Genomic DNA, 14,615 nt, shown 5'->3' on the forward strand with positions numbered 1-14,615 from the left:
CAAGGGTCTGATTTCGATATTGCTGAGGTTACCCACGTTTAGTGGACACCCTATTAGTGCGGATCTTGTGTCCGTAGGAGAGGATGTTCATTGTGAGTCAACAGCGCAAGAAGTACACGCCGGAGTATCGGCGTGAAGCCGCGAACCTGGTAATAGAGTCGCGGCGTCCGATTGCTCATGTGGCTAAGGAGATTGGTGTGTCCGCCGGGCTTTTAGGCCGGTGGGTCAAACTCGAGCGTGAGCGCCGAGGAGCATCAGATGGGATGAGCGAGGCTGATCTTCGTGCTGAGAATGCTCGTCTTCGTCGGGAGCTGGCTGAAGCCAAGATGGATAACGAGTTTTTGTCAAAAGCGACAGCCTTCTTCGCTGCGAAGCAACGCGAGCAGAAAAGTTCGAATTGATGCAGCAGGAGAAGGCGAACTACAGCATCAAGCGCATGGCACGGCTTTTTAAAGTGTCTCGGTCTGGATACTACAAATGGGCCCATACGCAGCAGAAGCGACTATCGGGCGAAGATGATCGTGCAGCATTTTACGATGATGTTGACCGCAAGATTCACCGGATTTGGAAAGACTCCGATGAGGTTTATGGTGCGCCGCGGATCACCGCAGAACTTGCCGAGCGCTACCACATTGCGCTTAACCGTAAGACTGTGGCTAAACGGATGTGCATGATGGGGATTGAGGGGATTTCACCGCGGGCCTTTGTCCCGGTGACAACGATTCAAGCTAAGCGTAAGTCCACGCTTCCTGACCTGGTCAAGCGCATGTTTGATACTGGTGAGCTCAACCGGGTGTGGATGTCAGATATTACCTACTTGCGCACCGGTGAAGGCTGGTTGTACTTGTGCGCGGTCCGCGATGGCCATTCCCGCCGGGTGCTGGGCTGGGCTATGGATAGCGTTCAAGATACTTCCCTGGTCGAGCGGGCCCTGCGGATGGCGCACACGTTGCGTGGTGACGTTCCTGATGGGCTGGTGTTTCACGCTGACCGCGGAGCTCAATTCACTAGCGAGCAGCTCTGGGAGGTTTGCCGCAGCCTGGGCATTGCTCAGTCCGTGGGGCGTACTGGTGTGTGCTTTGATAACGCGATGGCTGAGTCGTTCTGGTCGACGCTTAAAACCGAGTTCTACGACCGTAAGCGCTGGACGACCCGTGATGCTGCACGCAAGGCCGTTGCCTACTGGATTGAAGTCGTCTACAACCGTCGACGCCGACATTCCGCACTCGGTATGGTCAGCCCCGTCGACTTTGAGAACCAAATTGGTCTAATCACTAGCAGAAAAGAAATAGCTGCCTAACCACTAGGTAGCTCCACTACGTGTCCACGATTTGCGGGTAACCCCAACCCCCTGTTTGCCTCACACGGTGCTTACTGCTGGTGTCCGCCTACTTCCTACAATCGTATGTACGGTGTTGCAGCGCACAGCGATAGTTCCTGTCTTCTCGTAATTGCGTAGGAGGTATAGCACCCACAACCCAGGTTCATGTAAACCTCATCGGGAACAACCGCAGACCGCCCTCACTCACTTCTTCTGAGCTTGGAGGATTTCAGCGAAGAACGACTGCTGGTCGCTCCAGTCACCGACGTTTTCGCCGTTGACCTGCACCGTCGGAGTGCCCTTGAGCCCGTTGTTGAGGGCTTCCTTCGTCGACTGGGTGACATAGTCCTCAAACTGGATGTTGTTCACGCAGTCCGTGACGGTCACATCATCCTCAGCGGTGTTGATCTTCTTGTCGACGTCGACTCCGGCTTCCTTGGCCAGGTCGAGCATCTTCTGATCATCAAGACCCGTTGCGCCCTCTTCGGGCTGCTGGGAGAACAGGCCGAGCGACAGTTCCTGGAACTTATCGGCCTGGCCGGAGTCGACAACACACATCATGAGGTTGGCCGACCGGGTCGAGTACTTTGTGCCGCCGGACCGGTTGTCCAGCAGCGCCACCGGCTGGAAGGTCAGCGAAATATCGCCGTCATCGGCGAGCTTTCCAAGCCCCTTGCCGTTGAGGGCTTCGAACTGCCCGCACGCAGGGCACTGGTAGTCGAGGAACACCTTGACATTTGGCGCGCTGTCCTTTGCGTCCTTGCTGTCTTTGCTCGGGTCCCCCGTCAGCGCCACACCGTCGCCGTCTTTGACGAACGTCACCGAGCCGTCGCTGTAGCCCTGCGGCTGGTCAGCCGGCCGTGTGGACTGGTAGATGAGAACACTCACCACGACTATCACCAGGACCACCACGAGTGCGATTCCGATGAAGAGCACACGCTTGGCTGTCTTCTGCTTGCGGGCCTGCGCTTCGGCAATCTGCCGCGCCTTTTCACGCGCGGCCGAACGGCGGTCAATGTTCGACGGTTTCTTCGCCATGTTTCTCTGCTGTTCCTCCGGTTGAAGATCTCACCGACAATCCTACTTGCGCCTAAGACCGCAGGCGCACATCCTCCCTGGGAAAAGCACCGGGATCAGCTATGTCAGCTGCGGAATGGAGTCCACGGCCTCCGGCGCCAGCGGCCACGGGTCGAAGCTGTCGCCGGCCAGCACTCCAGACAGGAGAAATGCGGCGGCGATCAGCAGAACCACGCCGATGATCAGCCCGGCCAACCTCGATGACCCCGTACACCGGTCGAAGGCAAGCCGTGTTCCCAAACGCAGCATCTGCGAACCCGGTCCCCTCCACAGGACGAACGTGTACACAACCGAGGCGAGGAACAGTTCGAATGTAACCGACATGGGGCCGTCACCCAGCTCAACGAGGTTCAGGTGAGCCAAAATGAACGTCGCCAGGCCAGCCATAAGGGGCAGAATCGTCGCGAAGACACTGAGGAAGACGGAACTGAAGAACGCACCCGGCGCGTGAGACACGAAATCCCACTTCCCGCTGCCGGGCCCTTCGTAGAGGCGGCGCCTGCGCGCAATGATGTGCGCCTTGCCGAACGTGCGCGCCAACACCTGCCACAGGTAGGAGACCACCACCAGAATCAGGGGCGCGAACACCGCCGCCGCCATGCCCAGCATGACAGCGCCGAAAGTCGGGAAACGACCGCGGACCGGCTTGTCCGGCACCGGCTGCCCGAAGCCCGCATTCGGATAGGGCTGCTGCTGCGCGATTGGGCTAACGCCCTGGTGCGGCACGACGGGTGCCGGCGAATGCGGCTGATAGGGAGCAACGGCAGTCTGATGTGCAGCGCCCGGCTGGGGCGAATAGGGCCGGTGGGCAGGCTCCAGCGAACCGTGCACCGGAGGCTTCCACTGAGGTGCCGCCGGCTGCTGGCGCGGGAAAACCTCCGTGCGGGCCACCGCCTCCGGCTGCACCCTTGTCTGGTCTTCTGAACCCGGACCGGGGTCTGGCTTCTCTTCTGAGCCCCGACCGAAGTCTGGCATCCGCCCCTCTTCGACGTCGATGAGGGCGCCGAGCAGCTCGTCCCCCGTGGGACGGTCTTCCGGTTTGGGCTGCAGCGCAGCTCGGATGATGGGATCAAAGCGCTCCGGGCAGTCTTCGAGATCAGCCCGTCCAGTCGCCACCCGGGCAATGACCGCATCAATGCCGCCTCCGCCGAAGGGATTGCGGCCCGTGGCGGCAAAGGCCATCGTCGCTCCCCAACCCCACCAGTCAGTCGACGGTGACGAGTCTCCCCCTTCGACCACCTCGGGAGACAGGTATCCGGGAGTTCCCATGACCAGACCGGTCACCGTGACGGTGACCTCGTCAACAGCCTGTGCAATCCCGAAGTCGATGACCACGGGCTCACCATCGGAGATCATGACGTTGGCCGGTTTGAGATCACGGTGGACAACACCGGCGGCGTGCACGGCTTCGAGCGCATCCAGCAGCGCGTGTCCGAAGTGCACCAGCTCGGGCTCGGTGAACGGACCGCCTGAGCGGACGTCTTCAAGCAAAGTTGCGCCGGACACGAACTCCGTGACGATATACGGGCGCTGAGCATCAAGATCAGCATCGAGGACGGCAGCAATCCGCGGATGCGATATCCGCTGCAGTGTGCGAACCTCACGGGCTAGCCGCAAGCGCGAAGGTTCGTCGTCCGCGATGCTGGGATGGAGGACTTTTACGGCAACGGGCCGGTCGTGCTCGTCATAGCCCTTGTACACAACGCCCATACCGCCTGAGCCGAGCTTTTCGCCCAGGCGGTAGCCGCCAACTGTCTGCAGATTCATCAACAACAGGGTAGACGAATTCAGTAGGATGGTCTGCAAGTCCCGGATCTCCGCACAGGATTCGCACCGCGCACGCAGGGTCTGCCCGTCGCCGCACCGCCGAACTCTGCGGTCGAGTAAGGAGCACAGTGAAACGCCTGCACGCCGCCGACCAGCTGCCCACCATCGACCCACCCGCGCAGGGCCCGGAATTCCTCGTAGTGGCCAACCGGCTGCCCATCGACCGGGACGATTCCGGTGACGAACCCGGCTGGAAGACCGCTCCCGGCGGTCTCGTAACGGGACTTGCACCCGTTGTGCGCCGAGCCAGCGGAGCGTGGATCGGCTGGCCGGGAATCACCGACACCGACGTTGACCCCTTCGAACACGACGGAATGCACCTGGTGCCGGTGCGCCTGAGCTCTGACGACTTTCGGATGTACTACGAGGGCTTCTCCAACGGCACCCTGTGGCCGCTGTTCCACGACGTCATCGCACCGCCTGCATTCCACCGCACGTGGTGGGACAAATACCTCGACGTCAACACCCGCTTTGCCATCCGCACGGCCGAAACCGCCGGCAGAAACGCAACCGTGTGGGTGCACGACTACCAGCTGTTCCTGGTCCCCCAGCTGCTGCGCTCCATGCGCCCGGACGTCAGCATCGGCTTCTTCCTCCACATTCCATTCCCGCCGGTGGAGCTGTACAGCCAGCTGCCGTGGCGCTCTGAGATCCTGCGCGGAGTCCAGGGTGCGGACCTCATCGGCTTCCAACGGCCCACGGATGCAGCGAACTTCCGCCGCTGCGTGCGCAAACACTCCGGCTTCATCACCAAGGGCGACGACATCACCGTCACCGCCGACCCGGACCTCGGAACCGAGGAACACACCGCACGCGCTGCCCACTACCCCATTTCGGTCGACACGGAAGCCCTCATAGAACTGGCCGGCGACCCTGCAATTCAGGCTCGTGCACAGGACATCCGCCGCGAACTGGGAAATCCGGACATCGTCATCCTCGGCACCGACCGCATGGACTACACCAAGGGTCTGCGCCACCGCCTCAAAGCCGTTCACGAACTCCTCCGCGAGGGCCGCCTGAACAAGGACAAGGTCACGTTCGTGCAGATCGCCACCCCCAGCCGCGAAAGGCTCGACCACTACAAGCAGATCCGCACGGAGGTCGAACTGGCCGTCGGCCACACCAACGGTGAATTCTCCGGCCTGCACAACCAGGTCATCCACTACTTCCACCACTCTTTTCCCCGCGACGAAATGACGGCCTTCTACCTGGCGGCAGACGTCATGCTCGTCACCCCGCTGCGCGACGGCATGAACCTCGTGGCCAAGGAGTACGCGGCCTGCCGCACTGATGATTCCGGTGCGCTCGTGCTCTCGGAGTTCGCTGGGGCTGCCGATCAGCTGACCCAGGCCGTGCTCATCAACCCCCACGACATTACGGAACTCAAAGACGGCATCATGCGCGCCGTGGGCATGGAAGTGCGCGAACAGCGCCGCCGGATGCGGCCCATGCGCAGGCGCCTGAAAGACGAAACCGTACACACGTGGGCAGGCAGCTTCCTGTCGGACCTGGCCAGCATTGCCGGCACGGAGCCCGTTCCGCTGGAAACTGCGGCCATCAGCTTGGATGCGGTGCGCGAGGGACTGGGCTCAGATGAGGTTTCGGGTGAGCACAGCGACGGAAGCGCACGATGAGCCGGCTGAAAGACGCGCTTTCGCAGGCGGCCCAAGCGAATCTGCTGCTGGTCGCACTGGACTTCGACGGTGTGATGGCTCCGCTGGTGGACAACCCGTACGAATCCCGCGCCCTGCCGGAATCACTCAACGCGGTAGACCTGCTGGATCGGCTGCCGCGCACGTGGACGGCATTCGTCACCGGCCGCAACCTCGACAATCTGCGCTCGGTTGTCACTCCCCCAGACAACACTCTGCTGTTCGGGGCCCACGGGGCCGAGGTGTCGGTCCCCGATGCGGCCGCGGTTGAAAAAGCTGCCGTACCCGGCAGCGGAGAGGATCTCTCCACGCGCGAAATGCGGGTCCTCGACGTCATCGACACCGCCCACGAAGAACTCGATTCGCGCCTGAACCACACCGGGATCTCCGGCATGTGGCTTGAGCGCAAACCGCTGGGCCGGGCGTTCCACACGCGCGAAGTCGAACCCAAGGGCGCCGAAATCGTTCGCAGAACCCTCGACGAACTGTCAGCCGAACTTGACGATGTGCGGATTGTCCACGGTCACGACATCGTCGAATTCAGTGTGCGCAGCACAACAAAGGGTGACGCGATCGACCAGCTGATGCGGGCCACACGGGCCGACGCGGCCATCTACATGGGCGATGACACAACTGACGAAGACGCCTTCCGCCACCTCAACCGCTACCCCGGCGGGCTGACCGTCAAAGTGGGCCAGGGTGCGACGGAAGCCCGGCTGCGGGCAGAAGACCCGCGCGAGGTGTCCCGCGCGCTCGCCCATTTAGCCAGCGCCCGAGAACGGGAAGTGTCACGGGAGGCCTGACGGCACCTCGGCAGTGGGCAGGTTCCGGTCAGCGGCGGGCCAGCTGAGTCAGCGACGGGCCAGCGGCGCATCCGAACTGCGCAGAACGAGCTCGGGTTCGACCCAGTAGGCCGGCAGCGGATCGACCGGCCCGGCCATGAGCCGCTCGATTTCGCGCACGCCCGTGCTGGCCAGCTGCTCCCAGTCGAACGTGACCTGAGAGACCGGCGGATTGAACACATCGGCATCCGGGACATCGCCGACGGCCAGAAACGACAGATCGTCAGGCACCCGCAGGCGCTGCCGCTGGGCCGCTTGGAGGAAGCCGACCGTCAGATCCGGCGACGCGCTGATGACGGCAGTGCACTTGGTGTCCAGTAGCTGCTGCGCAGCCTGCGCACCGGCGAGCACACCGGGGTCGGAGACAACAACCGGAGCCTGTTCCCGGGTACCGGTGATGAACAGCAGGTCAGCCATCGTGGTTCGAAAAGCACTCACGCGGGAATTCTTCGCGGAGTCCTCCGGCACAGCCAAGCCGATCCTCGTGTGCCCCAGCTGCACAAGGTGGCGCACAGCGGTCTCAATGCCGACCGATGAGTCCATGATGATCTGCGCGAAACCGGTGTGCCGGGCGTGGGAAATGCGCAGCATGGGAAGTTCGGTGCTCGCCAGCTTCTCCGCTTCACCCGAAGCGGGCCCGCCGCCGACGACGATCACCCCGTGGACCCCAACGGCTGAGAGCAGTTCGTAGGTGGGAGGAAGACCGGGGTCGGTGACCGCTTGAACGGCAACGTGGCCGACGGCGAAAATGCGCTTGGTCAGCTCTTCTATGAGGGTGGTGAACGGCTCGATGTCCGGCCCGATGGGCGCTGCCGTGACCACGGCGATCCGCTTGACATCGGGGTCAGCCGGCACCTTCACGCCCAGGGTGCGCAGGGCGATGTCGACAGCCCTGCGGGTTTTCGGCGCAACTGACGCCGAACCGCGCAGCGCCCGTGAAGCAGTGGCCTGAGATATTCCCGCCGCCGTGGCGATCTGCTGCAGGGACACACCGGAAAGTTCGTACTGGGTCACGCTCACCTCCTGACTGCCGCGGTCGAGGCGCGGGCCAGCAGCCGAGGCCGGAAATTCGGGGGAACCGCCATCGGCGGCGAACCGTCCAGAATGTGCAGGGCCGCCCTGGCAAGTGCCTCCGCCAGACTGTCGGTGTCATAGGACAGGACGGTTGCCGGCGGGTTCGTAAACCGCATTGTCGACGAATCGCCGATGCCGATGACCGACAGGTCGCGCGGCACGCTGAGACGACGACGGCGCATGGATTCAAAGACTCCGTACATCTGCAGGGCACTCTGCGTAATGACTGCCGTGCAGGCGGCATCGCGCAGAACCAATGCGGCCTCGACACCGCCGGCGAAGGTCTTTGGGACTGCCGCAATCCAATCGTCGAGGTTGGGGGCGATCGCCGCAGCCGGGTGGAGAGCTTCGAAGTTCTCCTTGAGGATCTCCGCGAGCTCTCCGACGTCCTTGCACACCAGCCCAATACGGCGGTGCCCCAGATCGTACAGGTGGTCGAAAGCCAGCTGCATGCCCGCGCGCACATCGATATCAGCCGCAATATCGTCGCGGCCGACCATTCTTCCGTCGGTGCGCACAGCACTGCTGCGCCGCCCGGGCTGGGAGAACCGCACCACAGGCACATCGACATCGAGTTCGGTGAAGGTGGGTGTGACGATGACAGCCGCTCCGGCGTTCAGGCACGCACTCAGCTCGCGGCCTTCAGCATCGAGATACGGCGTCATGACGGCATGGCCGGCACGCTGCAGGTGGGCGATCGCAGCCCGCGCGACGTCCGTCTGCCAGTGTTCGGGATTCTCCGGCAGGCTCACCGCAGCAAACTGACCCGCGGCAGCGCCGAGCAGAGTGGAGCGCTGATAGCCGACGTCGTGAACCGCACGCATCACCTTGGCGCGCGTTGCCTCTGCAACAGTGTCCCGACCGCCGAGCACGCGCGAGACAGTCGAAACCGACACTCCCGCCCGCTCAGCAACGTCTTTCAGCCGAACACCCATACGGCGAGTCTACGGCAGGGCGCAGGGAGATCAGCTCCCCTTGCGGTAGTGTTGTCCCTGGTGGCAGCCGCCCACCGCGGCTTTGCGCCACGCTGCTCAATGACGAAAGGCACCAATGGCACGGGTCGTCCTCACAGGTCTCACGCACCGCTATCCGTCGACTGTGACAACGACAATCGACGACCTCAACCTCGATGTTCCCAACGGTGAACTGCTCGTGATCCTCGGCGGGACCGGTTCGGGCAAAACCACCCTGCTGCGGCTGATCAGCGGGATGGAAACGCCGACTGCCGGGACCATCGCATTTGACGGAGAAGACGTCACCAAGCTCAGTGCCCCTCAGCGTCACGTTGTCATGGCCTTTGAGAACTACGCCCTGTACCCCCACATGACGGTCGCCGAAAACATGGCCTTCGCGCTGCTGCTGTACGGCGAAACCCACGAGGGCGCTATGGAGCGCGTCCGCGCGGTGGCCAGCCGCATGGGACTGCAAGACCTGCTCGACGCCACCCCGGACGAACTGACCGGAACACAGCGCCACACCGTCGCAATGGCACGCGCGGCGGTACGCCGACCGGCGGTGTTCCTCCTGGACGAACCGATGGGCCGACTGCCCCACGACACCCGCGAAGAGACGACCGCAGCCCTTGCAGACCTGCAGCGCACAATCGGCATCACGGCAATCGTCGCCACTCGCGACACACAGCTTGCACTCGACATCGCCGACCGAATCGCCGTGCTCGAAAACGGCAGGATCACGCGGCTCGGAACGCCAGACGAGCTGCGCGACTTCCTGTGACAGGCGTGCGGGGTGCGCGGGGCGTGCACATCGCTGCTGTTGACGATGACATCCGCGAGCGCCTTGCGACCCTGCCGTGGGACAGACCCCTGGCCCAATGGGACGGTGTGCAGTTCGGTTCGCTTGGCCTGTCGCGCCACACCGTCCGTGCAGTGGAGTGCGGGCAGGCTGAGGCGCTGGCTGAAACGCTGATCATAAAGGAAACAGACGAGGGCAGAGCCGGTGACGAATACCGACTGCTGTGCTCCCTGCGGGACGCGGGCCAGCCGGCGGTCCGCCCACTGGGGGTCGTCACCGGCCGCACCACCCCGACTGCGGGAGCACTCATCACCCAGCGGCTGACACCGGCCGCCCGCTATGACGAAATCCTGCGCGACGGGCCCCGTTCAACCGCCGCGCACAGCGTGGTCGACGCCTTTGCCGGGCTCCTGGCCCGCCTTCACCAGGCCGGGTTCTTCTGGGGCGATGCCGCTCTGTCAAACACGCTGTTCTCACCTGGGCAGGCCGGGTACACCGCGTGGCTTGTCGATGCAGAAACCGGTGAGCTTCACCCTCGCCTGTCCGATGGCCAAACAGCGCACGATCTTCAGCTGGCGCGCCTCAATATGGCGGGTGAGCTCTACGCCAGCACAAGCACCGCTGCCGAGGCGGATGCCGCCGCGGTGCGCGCACTCGACTCCCGCTTGGCGGAGACGTACCGGTCCCTGGTTGGGCAGGGCTGACTCTCAGGCGCCGGGTTCGGCAGGAGCGCTGCGCAGACCGCGGGTGCGTGCGATTTCGTACAGCGACACCGCCGCTGCGACACCGGCGTTGAGCGACTCTGTTGCCCCGGCCATGGGGATGGACACGATCTGGTCGCAGGTTTCGCGGATGAGCCGCGACAGGCCCTTACCCTCTGAGCCGACCACCAGGCAGACGGGTTCGGTGCCCAGCTGCAGTTCCGGCAGGTCGACTTCACCGTCCATGTCGAGGCCGAGCACGAACACGCCCTGCTTTTTGAGTTCGGCGAGCTCGCGAGCCAGGTTGACCACCTGGGCCACTCGGATGCGGGCGGCGGCCCCGGCCGATGTCTTCCAGGCGCCGGCGTTCATTGCGGCAGAGCGGCGTTCGGGGATGATCACCCCGTGTCCGCCGAAAGCGGCGGCTGACCGGATGATCGCTCCGAGGTTGCGGGCGTCGGTGATGCCGTCGAGCGCCACGAGAAGCGGTTTCTGGACTTCTGCGGCTGCTGCGTCCAGCAGGTCCTTCGGCGTCGCGTACTCATACGGCGGCAGGACCAGGGCGAGCCCCTGGTGGACTGCCCTGTCGGTCATCCGGTCGAGTTCATCGCGGCTTGCCTCCAACAGCGGCACTCCGCGGTCAGCGGCAATTGCGATCGCATCGCGCACACGGTCGTCGGAATCTGCTCCGCGCACAATGTAGAGCGCTTTGGCCGGCACGCCCTCTCGGAGTGCTTCGAGCACCGAGTTGCGCCCGGCAACCGTGTCAGCACCCTGTTCGCCTTTGAAGCGGCGGGAGTTCTGTTTTCCCTGCTGACGGCGCTGCCGTTCGAGCTTGGCTTTGTGCGCTTTGTGGTACACGCGGTCTTCGGCCTTTGGGGTGGGGCCTTTGCCCTCCAGCCGACGCCGCCCGTGACCGCCCGTTCCCTTGCGCGGACCCTTTGCCTTTGCCATATTCAGTCCTTTATCTGGTAGCGGTAGCCGTCAGCGGTGTCTTCGACGACTATGCCGGCTGCCGCCAGCTGATCGCGGATCGCATCAGCCACTGCCCAGTTTTTGTTCGCGCGCGCCTCAGCGCGGGTGCGCACGAGCTCATCGACCAGCTGGTCAAGAGCCTGCGCGGTTGACGAGGATTCTCCACCCTCAGCCCAGGTGGACGAACTCGGGTTGATGCCGAGGATGTCGAGCATGAGCTCCACCGAGGTGAGCACCCGGGCGAGTTCGCTTCGGTCTCCGCCGTCGAGCAGGCGGAAGCCTGCACCCACCTGGTCGAACACAACGGCCAGGGCCTTCGGAATGCCGAGGTCGGCGTCCATTGCCTGCGCGAAGGCTTCCGGCACAGCCGTCGAGGTGTCGCGGAAGGTCGGCACTGCCGGAGCCTGGTCACCGAGCTCCTGACGAGCGCGGGCAATGAAGTTGCGGATCCGCTCCAGGGCCGGGGCCTGCCCCTCGACCAGTTCTTCTGAGAACTCCAGCACGGACCGGTAGTGCGCGGTCGACAGGAAGTAGCGCACCAGCAGCGCCGAATGACCGTCGAAGAGGTCGTGGGCGAAGATCGAATTGCCCAGCGATTTCGACATCTTGTCCCCGCCGACGTTGAGCAGACCGGAGTGCATCCAAATGCGGGCAAAGCCATCGCCTGCCGCAGTTGACTGGGCGAGCTCGTTTTCGTGGTGAGGAAAGCGCAGGTCCAGCCCACCGCCGTGGATGTCGAATTCGGCGCCCAGGTATTTGGTCGACATTGCCGAGCACTCGATGTGCCAGCCCGGCCTGCCGCGACCCCACGGGGTCGGCCAGCTGGCTGTGATGGGATCGCCGTCCTTGTGGCCTTTCCACAGTGCGAAGTCGCGCGGGTCGCGCTTGCCGCGGACCTCGGCATCGGTTTCGGCCATGTCGTCCAGGCTCTGGTGCGTCAGCGCACCGTACTGGGGCCAGGAGCGAGCATCGAAGTACACGTCCCCGCTGCCGTCTTCGGCCGCATAGGCGTGGCCTGCGTCAATCAGCCTGCCGATCAGTTCGATCATTTCGGTGATGTGGCCGGTGGCCCGAGGTTCATAGGACGGGTGCAGAACGCCGATCCTGTCGTATGCGGCAGTGAACACCTGCTCGTACTTGTAGGCGTGGGCAAACCAGGGGCGGCCCTCTTCTGCAGACTTCTGCAGGATTTTGTCGTCGATGTCGGTGACATTGCGAACCAGCAGAACATCGAGTCCGCGGTAGGTCAGCCAGCGCCGAAGCTGGTCGAACACGACAGCCGAGCGCATGTGGCCAATATGGGGCGCACCCTGAACGGTCGCACCGCACACGTAGATCCCCACCCGTCCGTCGCAGACCGGTACGAGGGGTTCAAGGGAGCGGGACTTGGTGTTGTACAGCTGAATTGTCACGGCTGACAGTCTAGCCGCCATGCGCCGCCAGCGCGGGGATGGCGTCACCGCAAGCGGTGAACACAACAGGCCTTCGCACCCATCCCGCAGTCATTGTCAGCGACAGTCTGAGAATCACAAACTGGCAACAGTCTGAAAGCAGCCTGGACGAACTATGATATTCGTCACTCATTCGTTTAAAGTTTTCCCATCATCGCAACAAACAAAGGTGTTTCTATGTCAACTCAAGCACCCCCTCAGGGTGAAAAGCGGCAGGTTTTCGTCAGCCGCAGCGCTTTCATCTTCGCTGCAGTCGGCTCCGCGGTCGGTCTGGGCAACATCTGGCGCTTTCCCTATGTCACCTACGAAAACGGCGGCGGAGCGTTCATCCTCCCCTACCTCGTCGCACTCATCACGGCAGGTATTCCGCTGCTCTTCCTGGACTACGCAATAGGCCACCGATTCCGGTCGTCCGCACCCCTGGCCTTCCGGTCCATGAATCGCGCAGCCGAACCCATCGGCTGGATTCAGGTGGGCATTGCCACCGTCATCGCCATCTACTATTCAGCGATCATCGCCTGGGCGGCCAGCTACGCATGGTTCTCCCTGTCAAAGGCGTGGGGCGATGACCCCGAAGGCTTCCTCTTCGGTTCGTACCTGCAGCTGGACGAAGGCGGCCTGCCGACAGCAGACATCGTGCCGGGCGTGCTCGGACCGCTCATCGGCGTGTGGGCAATCACGCTCATCATCCTTCTGCTTGGAGTGCAGGACGGCATTGCCCGCTTCTCCAAGGTCTTCATTCCGCTGCTCATCGTCCTGTTCGTGGCACTCGTCATCCGCGCGCTCACCCTAGAGGGCGCTATCACCGGCCTTGACGCCCTGTTCAAACCGGACTTCTCCCAGATTGCGCAGCCGAGCGTGTGGATCGCCGCATACGGTCAGATCTTCTTCTCGCTGTCCGTGGCCTTCGGCATTATGCTGACCTACGCTTCGTACTTGAAGAAGCGCACCAACCTCACCGGCTCCGGCCTTGTTGTCGGCCTGTCGAACTCCGCGTTCGAAATCCTCGCGGGCATCGGCGTGTTCGCCGCGCTCGGCTTCATGGCCCACGCCGCTGGAAGCGATGTGAGCGAAGTCGCCGCCGGCGGTGTCGGCCTGGCATTCGTCGTGTTCCCGCAGATCATCTCCGAAATGCCCTTCGGTGAGATCTTCGGCGTGCTGTTCTTCGTCAGCCTGATCTTTGCGGGTCTGTCCTCGCTGATCTCGCTGGTGCAGGTGCCGATCGCGGCAGTTTCGGACAAGCTCGGCATTTCACAGCGCAAATCCACCGGCTTCATAGGCGGCGGCATGGCGCTGGCAGCAGTCGTCGGCTTCGCCACCACCTCGGGCCTCATCACGCTGGACACGATCGACTACTTCGTCAACAACATCGGAATCGTCGGCATCGCCATCATCGCGATCATCACGGTCGCCTGGATTCTGCGCCGCCTGCCGTTCCTGCGCGACCACCTCAACGCCGTGTCGTCGTTCAAGCTCGGCAAAGTGTGGATGGTCTTCGTGGGCATCATCACCCCGGTTGTCCTGGTCGTCATGCTCATCCAGGTCATCCAGACGACGATCAAAGAAGGCTACGAAGGCTATCCGCAGCTGACCCTCAACCTGCTCGGCTGGGGCGTCCTCGGACTCATCGTCGTGGTGTCGCTCGTCCTGTCGATCACCCCGTGGCCGCGCAAGAGCCTCGAAAAAGTCGAACGAGCACAGGCCGAGTTCGAACAGCAGCTGAACGAGCCAGCCGCAGCTGCAGAAACCCAGGCTGCCGCACCGAACAACGAGAACGGAGTTACCCCATGAGCGCATCCGCAGTCATCATGATGCTCATCGCCATCATCACCGTCTGGGGCGGTCTCGGAGCCGCAATCCTGCATCTGAAGGCCCACCCTGACGAAGCGGCCGGCGACATCGACTGACCTGTCGCCGCACGCTGACTGAAACAGGGCCGGGCT

Annotated in this window: 13 protein-coding genes; 7 read left to right on the forward strand and 6 right to left on the reverse strand. The window is 63.3% G+C overall.

All coding sequences use genetic code 11. The features are described 5' to 3' along the window. Positions 1 to 83: 83 nt before the first annotated feature. A protein-coding gene (locus HMPREF2757_RS07510) for an IS3 family transposase (RefSeq protein WP_141750220.1) occupies positions 84 to 1,300 on the forward strand; the annotation gives its coding sequence in 2 pieces (ribosomal slippage) (positions 84 to 345 and positions 345 to 1,300; 1,218 coding nt in all). Positions 1,301 to 1,525: 225 nt separating this feature from the next. Here HMPREF2757_RS07510 and HMPREF2757_RS07515 read toward each other — a convergent pair. After that, positions 1,526 to 2,359, reverse strand: coding sequence for a DsbA family protein (locus HMPREF2757_RS07515; protein ID WP_070574806.1), 834 nt, complete (start codon positions 2,357 to 2,359; stop codon positions 1,526 to 1,528). Positions 2,360 to 2,458: 99 nt separating this feature from the next. After that, complete coding sequence (locus HMPREF2757_RS07520) at positions 2,459 to 4,165, reverse strand: serine/threonine-protein kinase (RefSeq protein ID WP_070574808.1); 1,707 nt, start codon at positions 4,163 to 4,165, stop codon at positions 2,459 to 2,461. A 128-nt stretch (positions 4,166 to 4,293) separates the two neighbouring features. Between HMPREF2757_RS07520 and HMPREF2757_RS07525 the strand changes: the two genes are divergently transcribed. After that, positions 4,294 to 5,859, forward strand: coding sequence for an alpha,alpha-trehalose-phosphate synthase (UDP-forming) (locus tag HMPREF2757_RS07525; protein ID WP_070574811.1), 1,566 nt, complete (start codon positions 4,294 to 4,296; stop codon positions 5,857 to 5,859). Further along, complete coding sequence (gene otsB / locus HMPREF2757_RS07530) at positions 5,856 to 6,680, forward strand: trehalose-phosphatase (protein ID WP_070574813.1); 825 nt, start codon at positions 5,856 to 5,858, stop codon at positions 6,678 to 6,680. Before HMPREF2757_RS07525 ends, otsB begins: the two co-directional genes overlap by 4 nt. Positions 6,681 to 6,728: 48 nt before the next feature. Here the strand turns inward: otsB and HMPREF2757_RS07535 are convergent, their stop codons facing one another. Beyond that, positions 6,729 to 7,733, reverse strand: coding sequence for a LacI family DNA-binding transcriptional regulator (locus HMPREF2757_RS07535; protein ID WP_070574815.1), 1,005 nt, complete (start codon positions 7,731 to 7,733; stop codon positions 6,729 to 6,731). A gap of 2 nt (positions 7,734 to 7,735) precedes the next feature. Beyond that, positions 7,736 to 8,728 (reverse strand): LacI family DNA-binding transcriptional regulator, encoded by a 993-nt coding sequence (locus tag HMPREF2757_RS07540; RefSeq protein WP_070574816.1) that lies wholly within the window; start codon positions 8,726 to 8,728, stop codon positions 7,736 to 7,738. Positions 8,729 to 8,843: 115 nt separating this feature from the next. Here HMPREF2757_RS07540 and HMPREF2757_RS07545 point away from each other — a divergent pair, with 115 nt between their 5' ends. Then, positions 8,844 to 9,527, forward strand: a complete 684-nt coding sequence (locus HMPREF2757_RS07545; RefSeq protein ID WP_070574818.1) for an ABC transporter ATP-binding protein — start codon at positions 8,844 to 8,846, stop codon at positions 9,525 to 9,527. Positions 9,528 to 9,550: 23 nt separating this feature from the next. After that, a complete protein-coding gene (locus tag HMPREF2757_RS07550; RefSeq protein ID WP_070574819.1) occupies positions 9,551 to 10,249 on the forward strand; it encodes a lipopolysaccharide kinase InaA family protein in 699 nt (232 codons plus the stop codon). A 3-nt stretch (positions 10,250 to 10,252) separates the two neighbouring features. Here HMPREF2757_RS07550 and rlmB read toward each other — a convergent pair whose 3' ends face one another. Together rlmB and cysS are read right to left on the reverse strand one after the other, a co-directional pair. Further along, entirely contained in the window at positions 10,253 to 11,200 is a 948-nt protein-coding gene (gene rlmB / locus HMPREF2757_RS07555; RefSeq protein WP_070574821.1) for a 23S rRNA (guanosine(2251)-2'-O)-methyltransferase RlmB, read from the reverse strand. A 2-nt stretch (positions 11,201 to 11,202) separates the two neighbouring features. Beyond that, positions 11,203 to 12,633: a cysteine--tRNA ligase gene (gene cysS, locus HMPREF2757_RS07560; RefSeq protein WP_070574822.1), complete on the reverse strand. Its 1,431-nt coding sequence runs from the start codon at positions 12,631 to 12,633 to the stop codon at positions 11,203 to 11,205. A gap of 216 nt (positions 12,634 to 12,849) precedes the next feature. Between cysS and HMPREF2757_RS07565 the strand changes: the two genes are divergently transcribed. Next, a complete protein-coding gene (locus HMPREF2757_RS07565; RefSeq protein WP_070574824.1) occupies positions 12,850 to 14,463 on the forward strand; it encodes a sodium-dependent transporter in 1,614 nt (537 codons plus the stop codon). Continuing rightward, complete coding sequence (locus HMPREF2757_RS11480; RefSeq protein ID WP_019175780.1) at positions 14,460 to 14,579, forward strand: methionine/alanine import family NSS transporter small subunit; 120 nt, start codon at positions 14,460 to 14,462, stop codon at positions 14,577 to 14,579. Before HMPREF2757_RS07565 ends, HMPREF2757_RS11480 begins: the two co-directional genes overlap by 4 nt. Positions 14,580 to 14,615 lie beyond the last annotated feature (36 nt).

The organism is Brevibacterium sp. HMSC063G07 (assembly GCF_001810665.1).
In the GTDB taxonomy this organism is placed as follows: Bacteria; Actinomycetota; Actinomycetes; order Actinomycetales; family Brevibacteriaceae; genus Brevibacterium.

Bases quoted from the DNA above. Each gene is read 5' to 3' on its own strand.
- HMPREF2757_RS07515 (WP_070574806.1), bottom strand. From the start codon at position 2,359: ATGGCGAAGAAACCGTCGAACATTGACCGCCGTTCGGCCGCGCGTGAA.
- HMPREF2757_RS07540 (WP_070574816.1), bottom strand. From the start codon at position 8,728: ATGGGTGTTCGGCTGAAAGACGTTGCTGAGCGGGCGGGAGTGTCGGTT.
- rlmB (WP_070574821.1), bottom strand. From the start codon at position 11,200: ATGGCAAAGGCAAAGGGTCCGCGCAAGGGAACGGGCGGTCACGGGCGG.
- HMPREF2757_RS07545 (WP_070574818.1), top strand. From the start codon at position 8,844: ATGGCACGGGTCGTCCTCACAGGTCTCACGCACCGCTATCCGTCGACT.
- HMPREF2757_RS07520 (WP_070574808.1), bottom strand. From the start codon at position 4,165: ATGAATCTGCAGACAGTTGGCGGCTACCGCCTGGGCGAAAAGCTCGGC.
- HMPREF2757_RS11480 (WP_019175780.1), top strand. From the start codon at position 14,460: ATGAGCGCATCCGCAGTCATCATGATGCTCATCGCCATCATCACCGTC.
- HMPREF2757_RS07565 (WP_070574824.1), top strand. From the start codon at position 12,850: ATGTCAACTCAAGCACCCCCTCAGGGTGAAAAGCGGCAGGTTTTCGTC.
- otsB (WP_070574813.1), top strand. From the start codon at position 5,856: ATGAGCCGGCTGAAAGACGCGCTTTCGCAGGCGGCCCAAGCGAATCTG.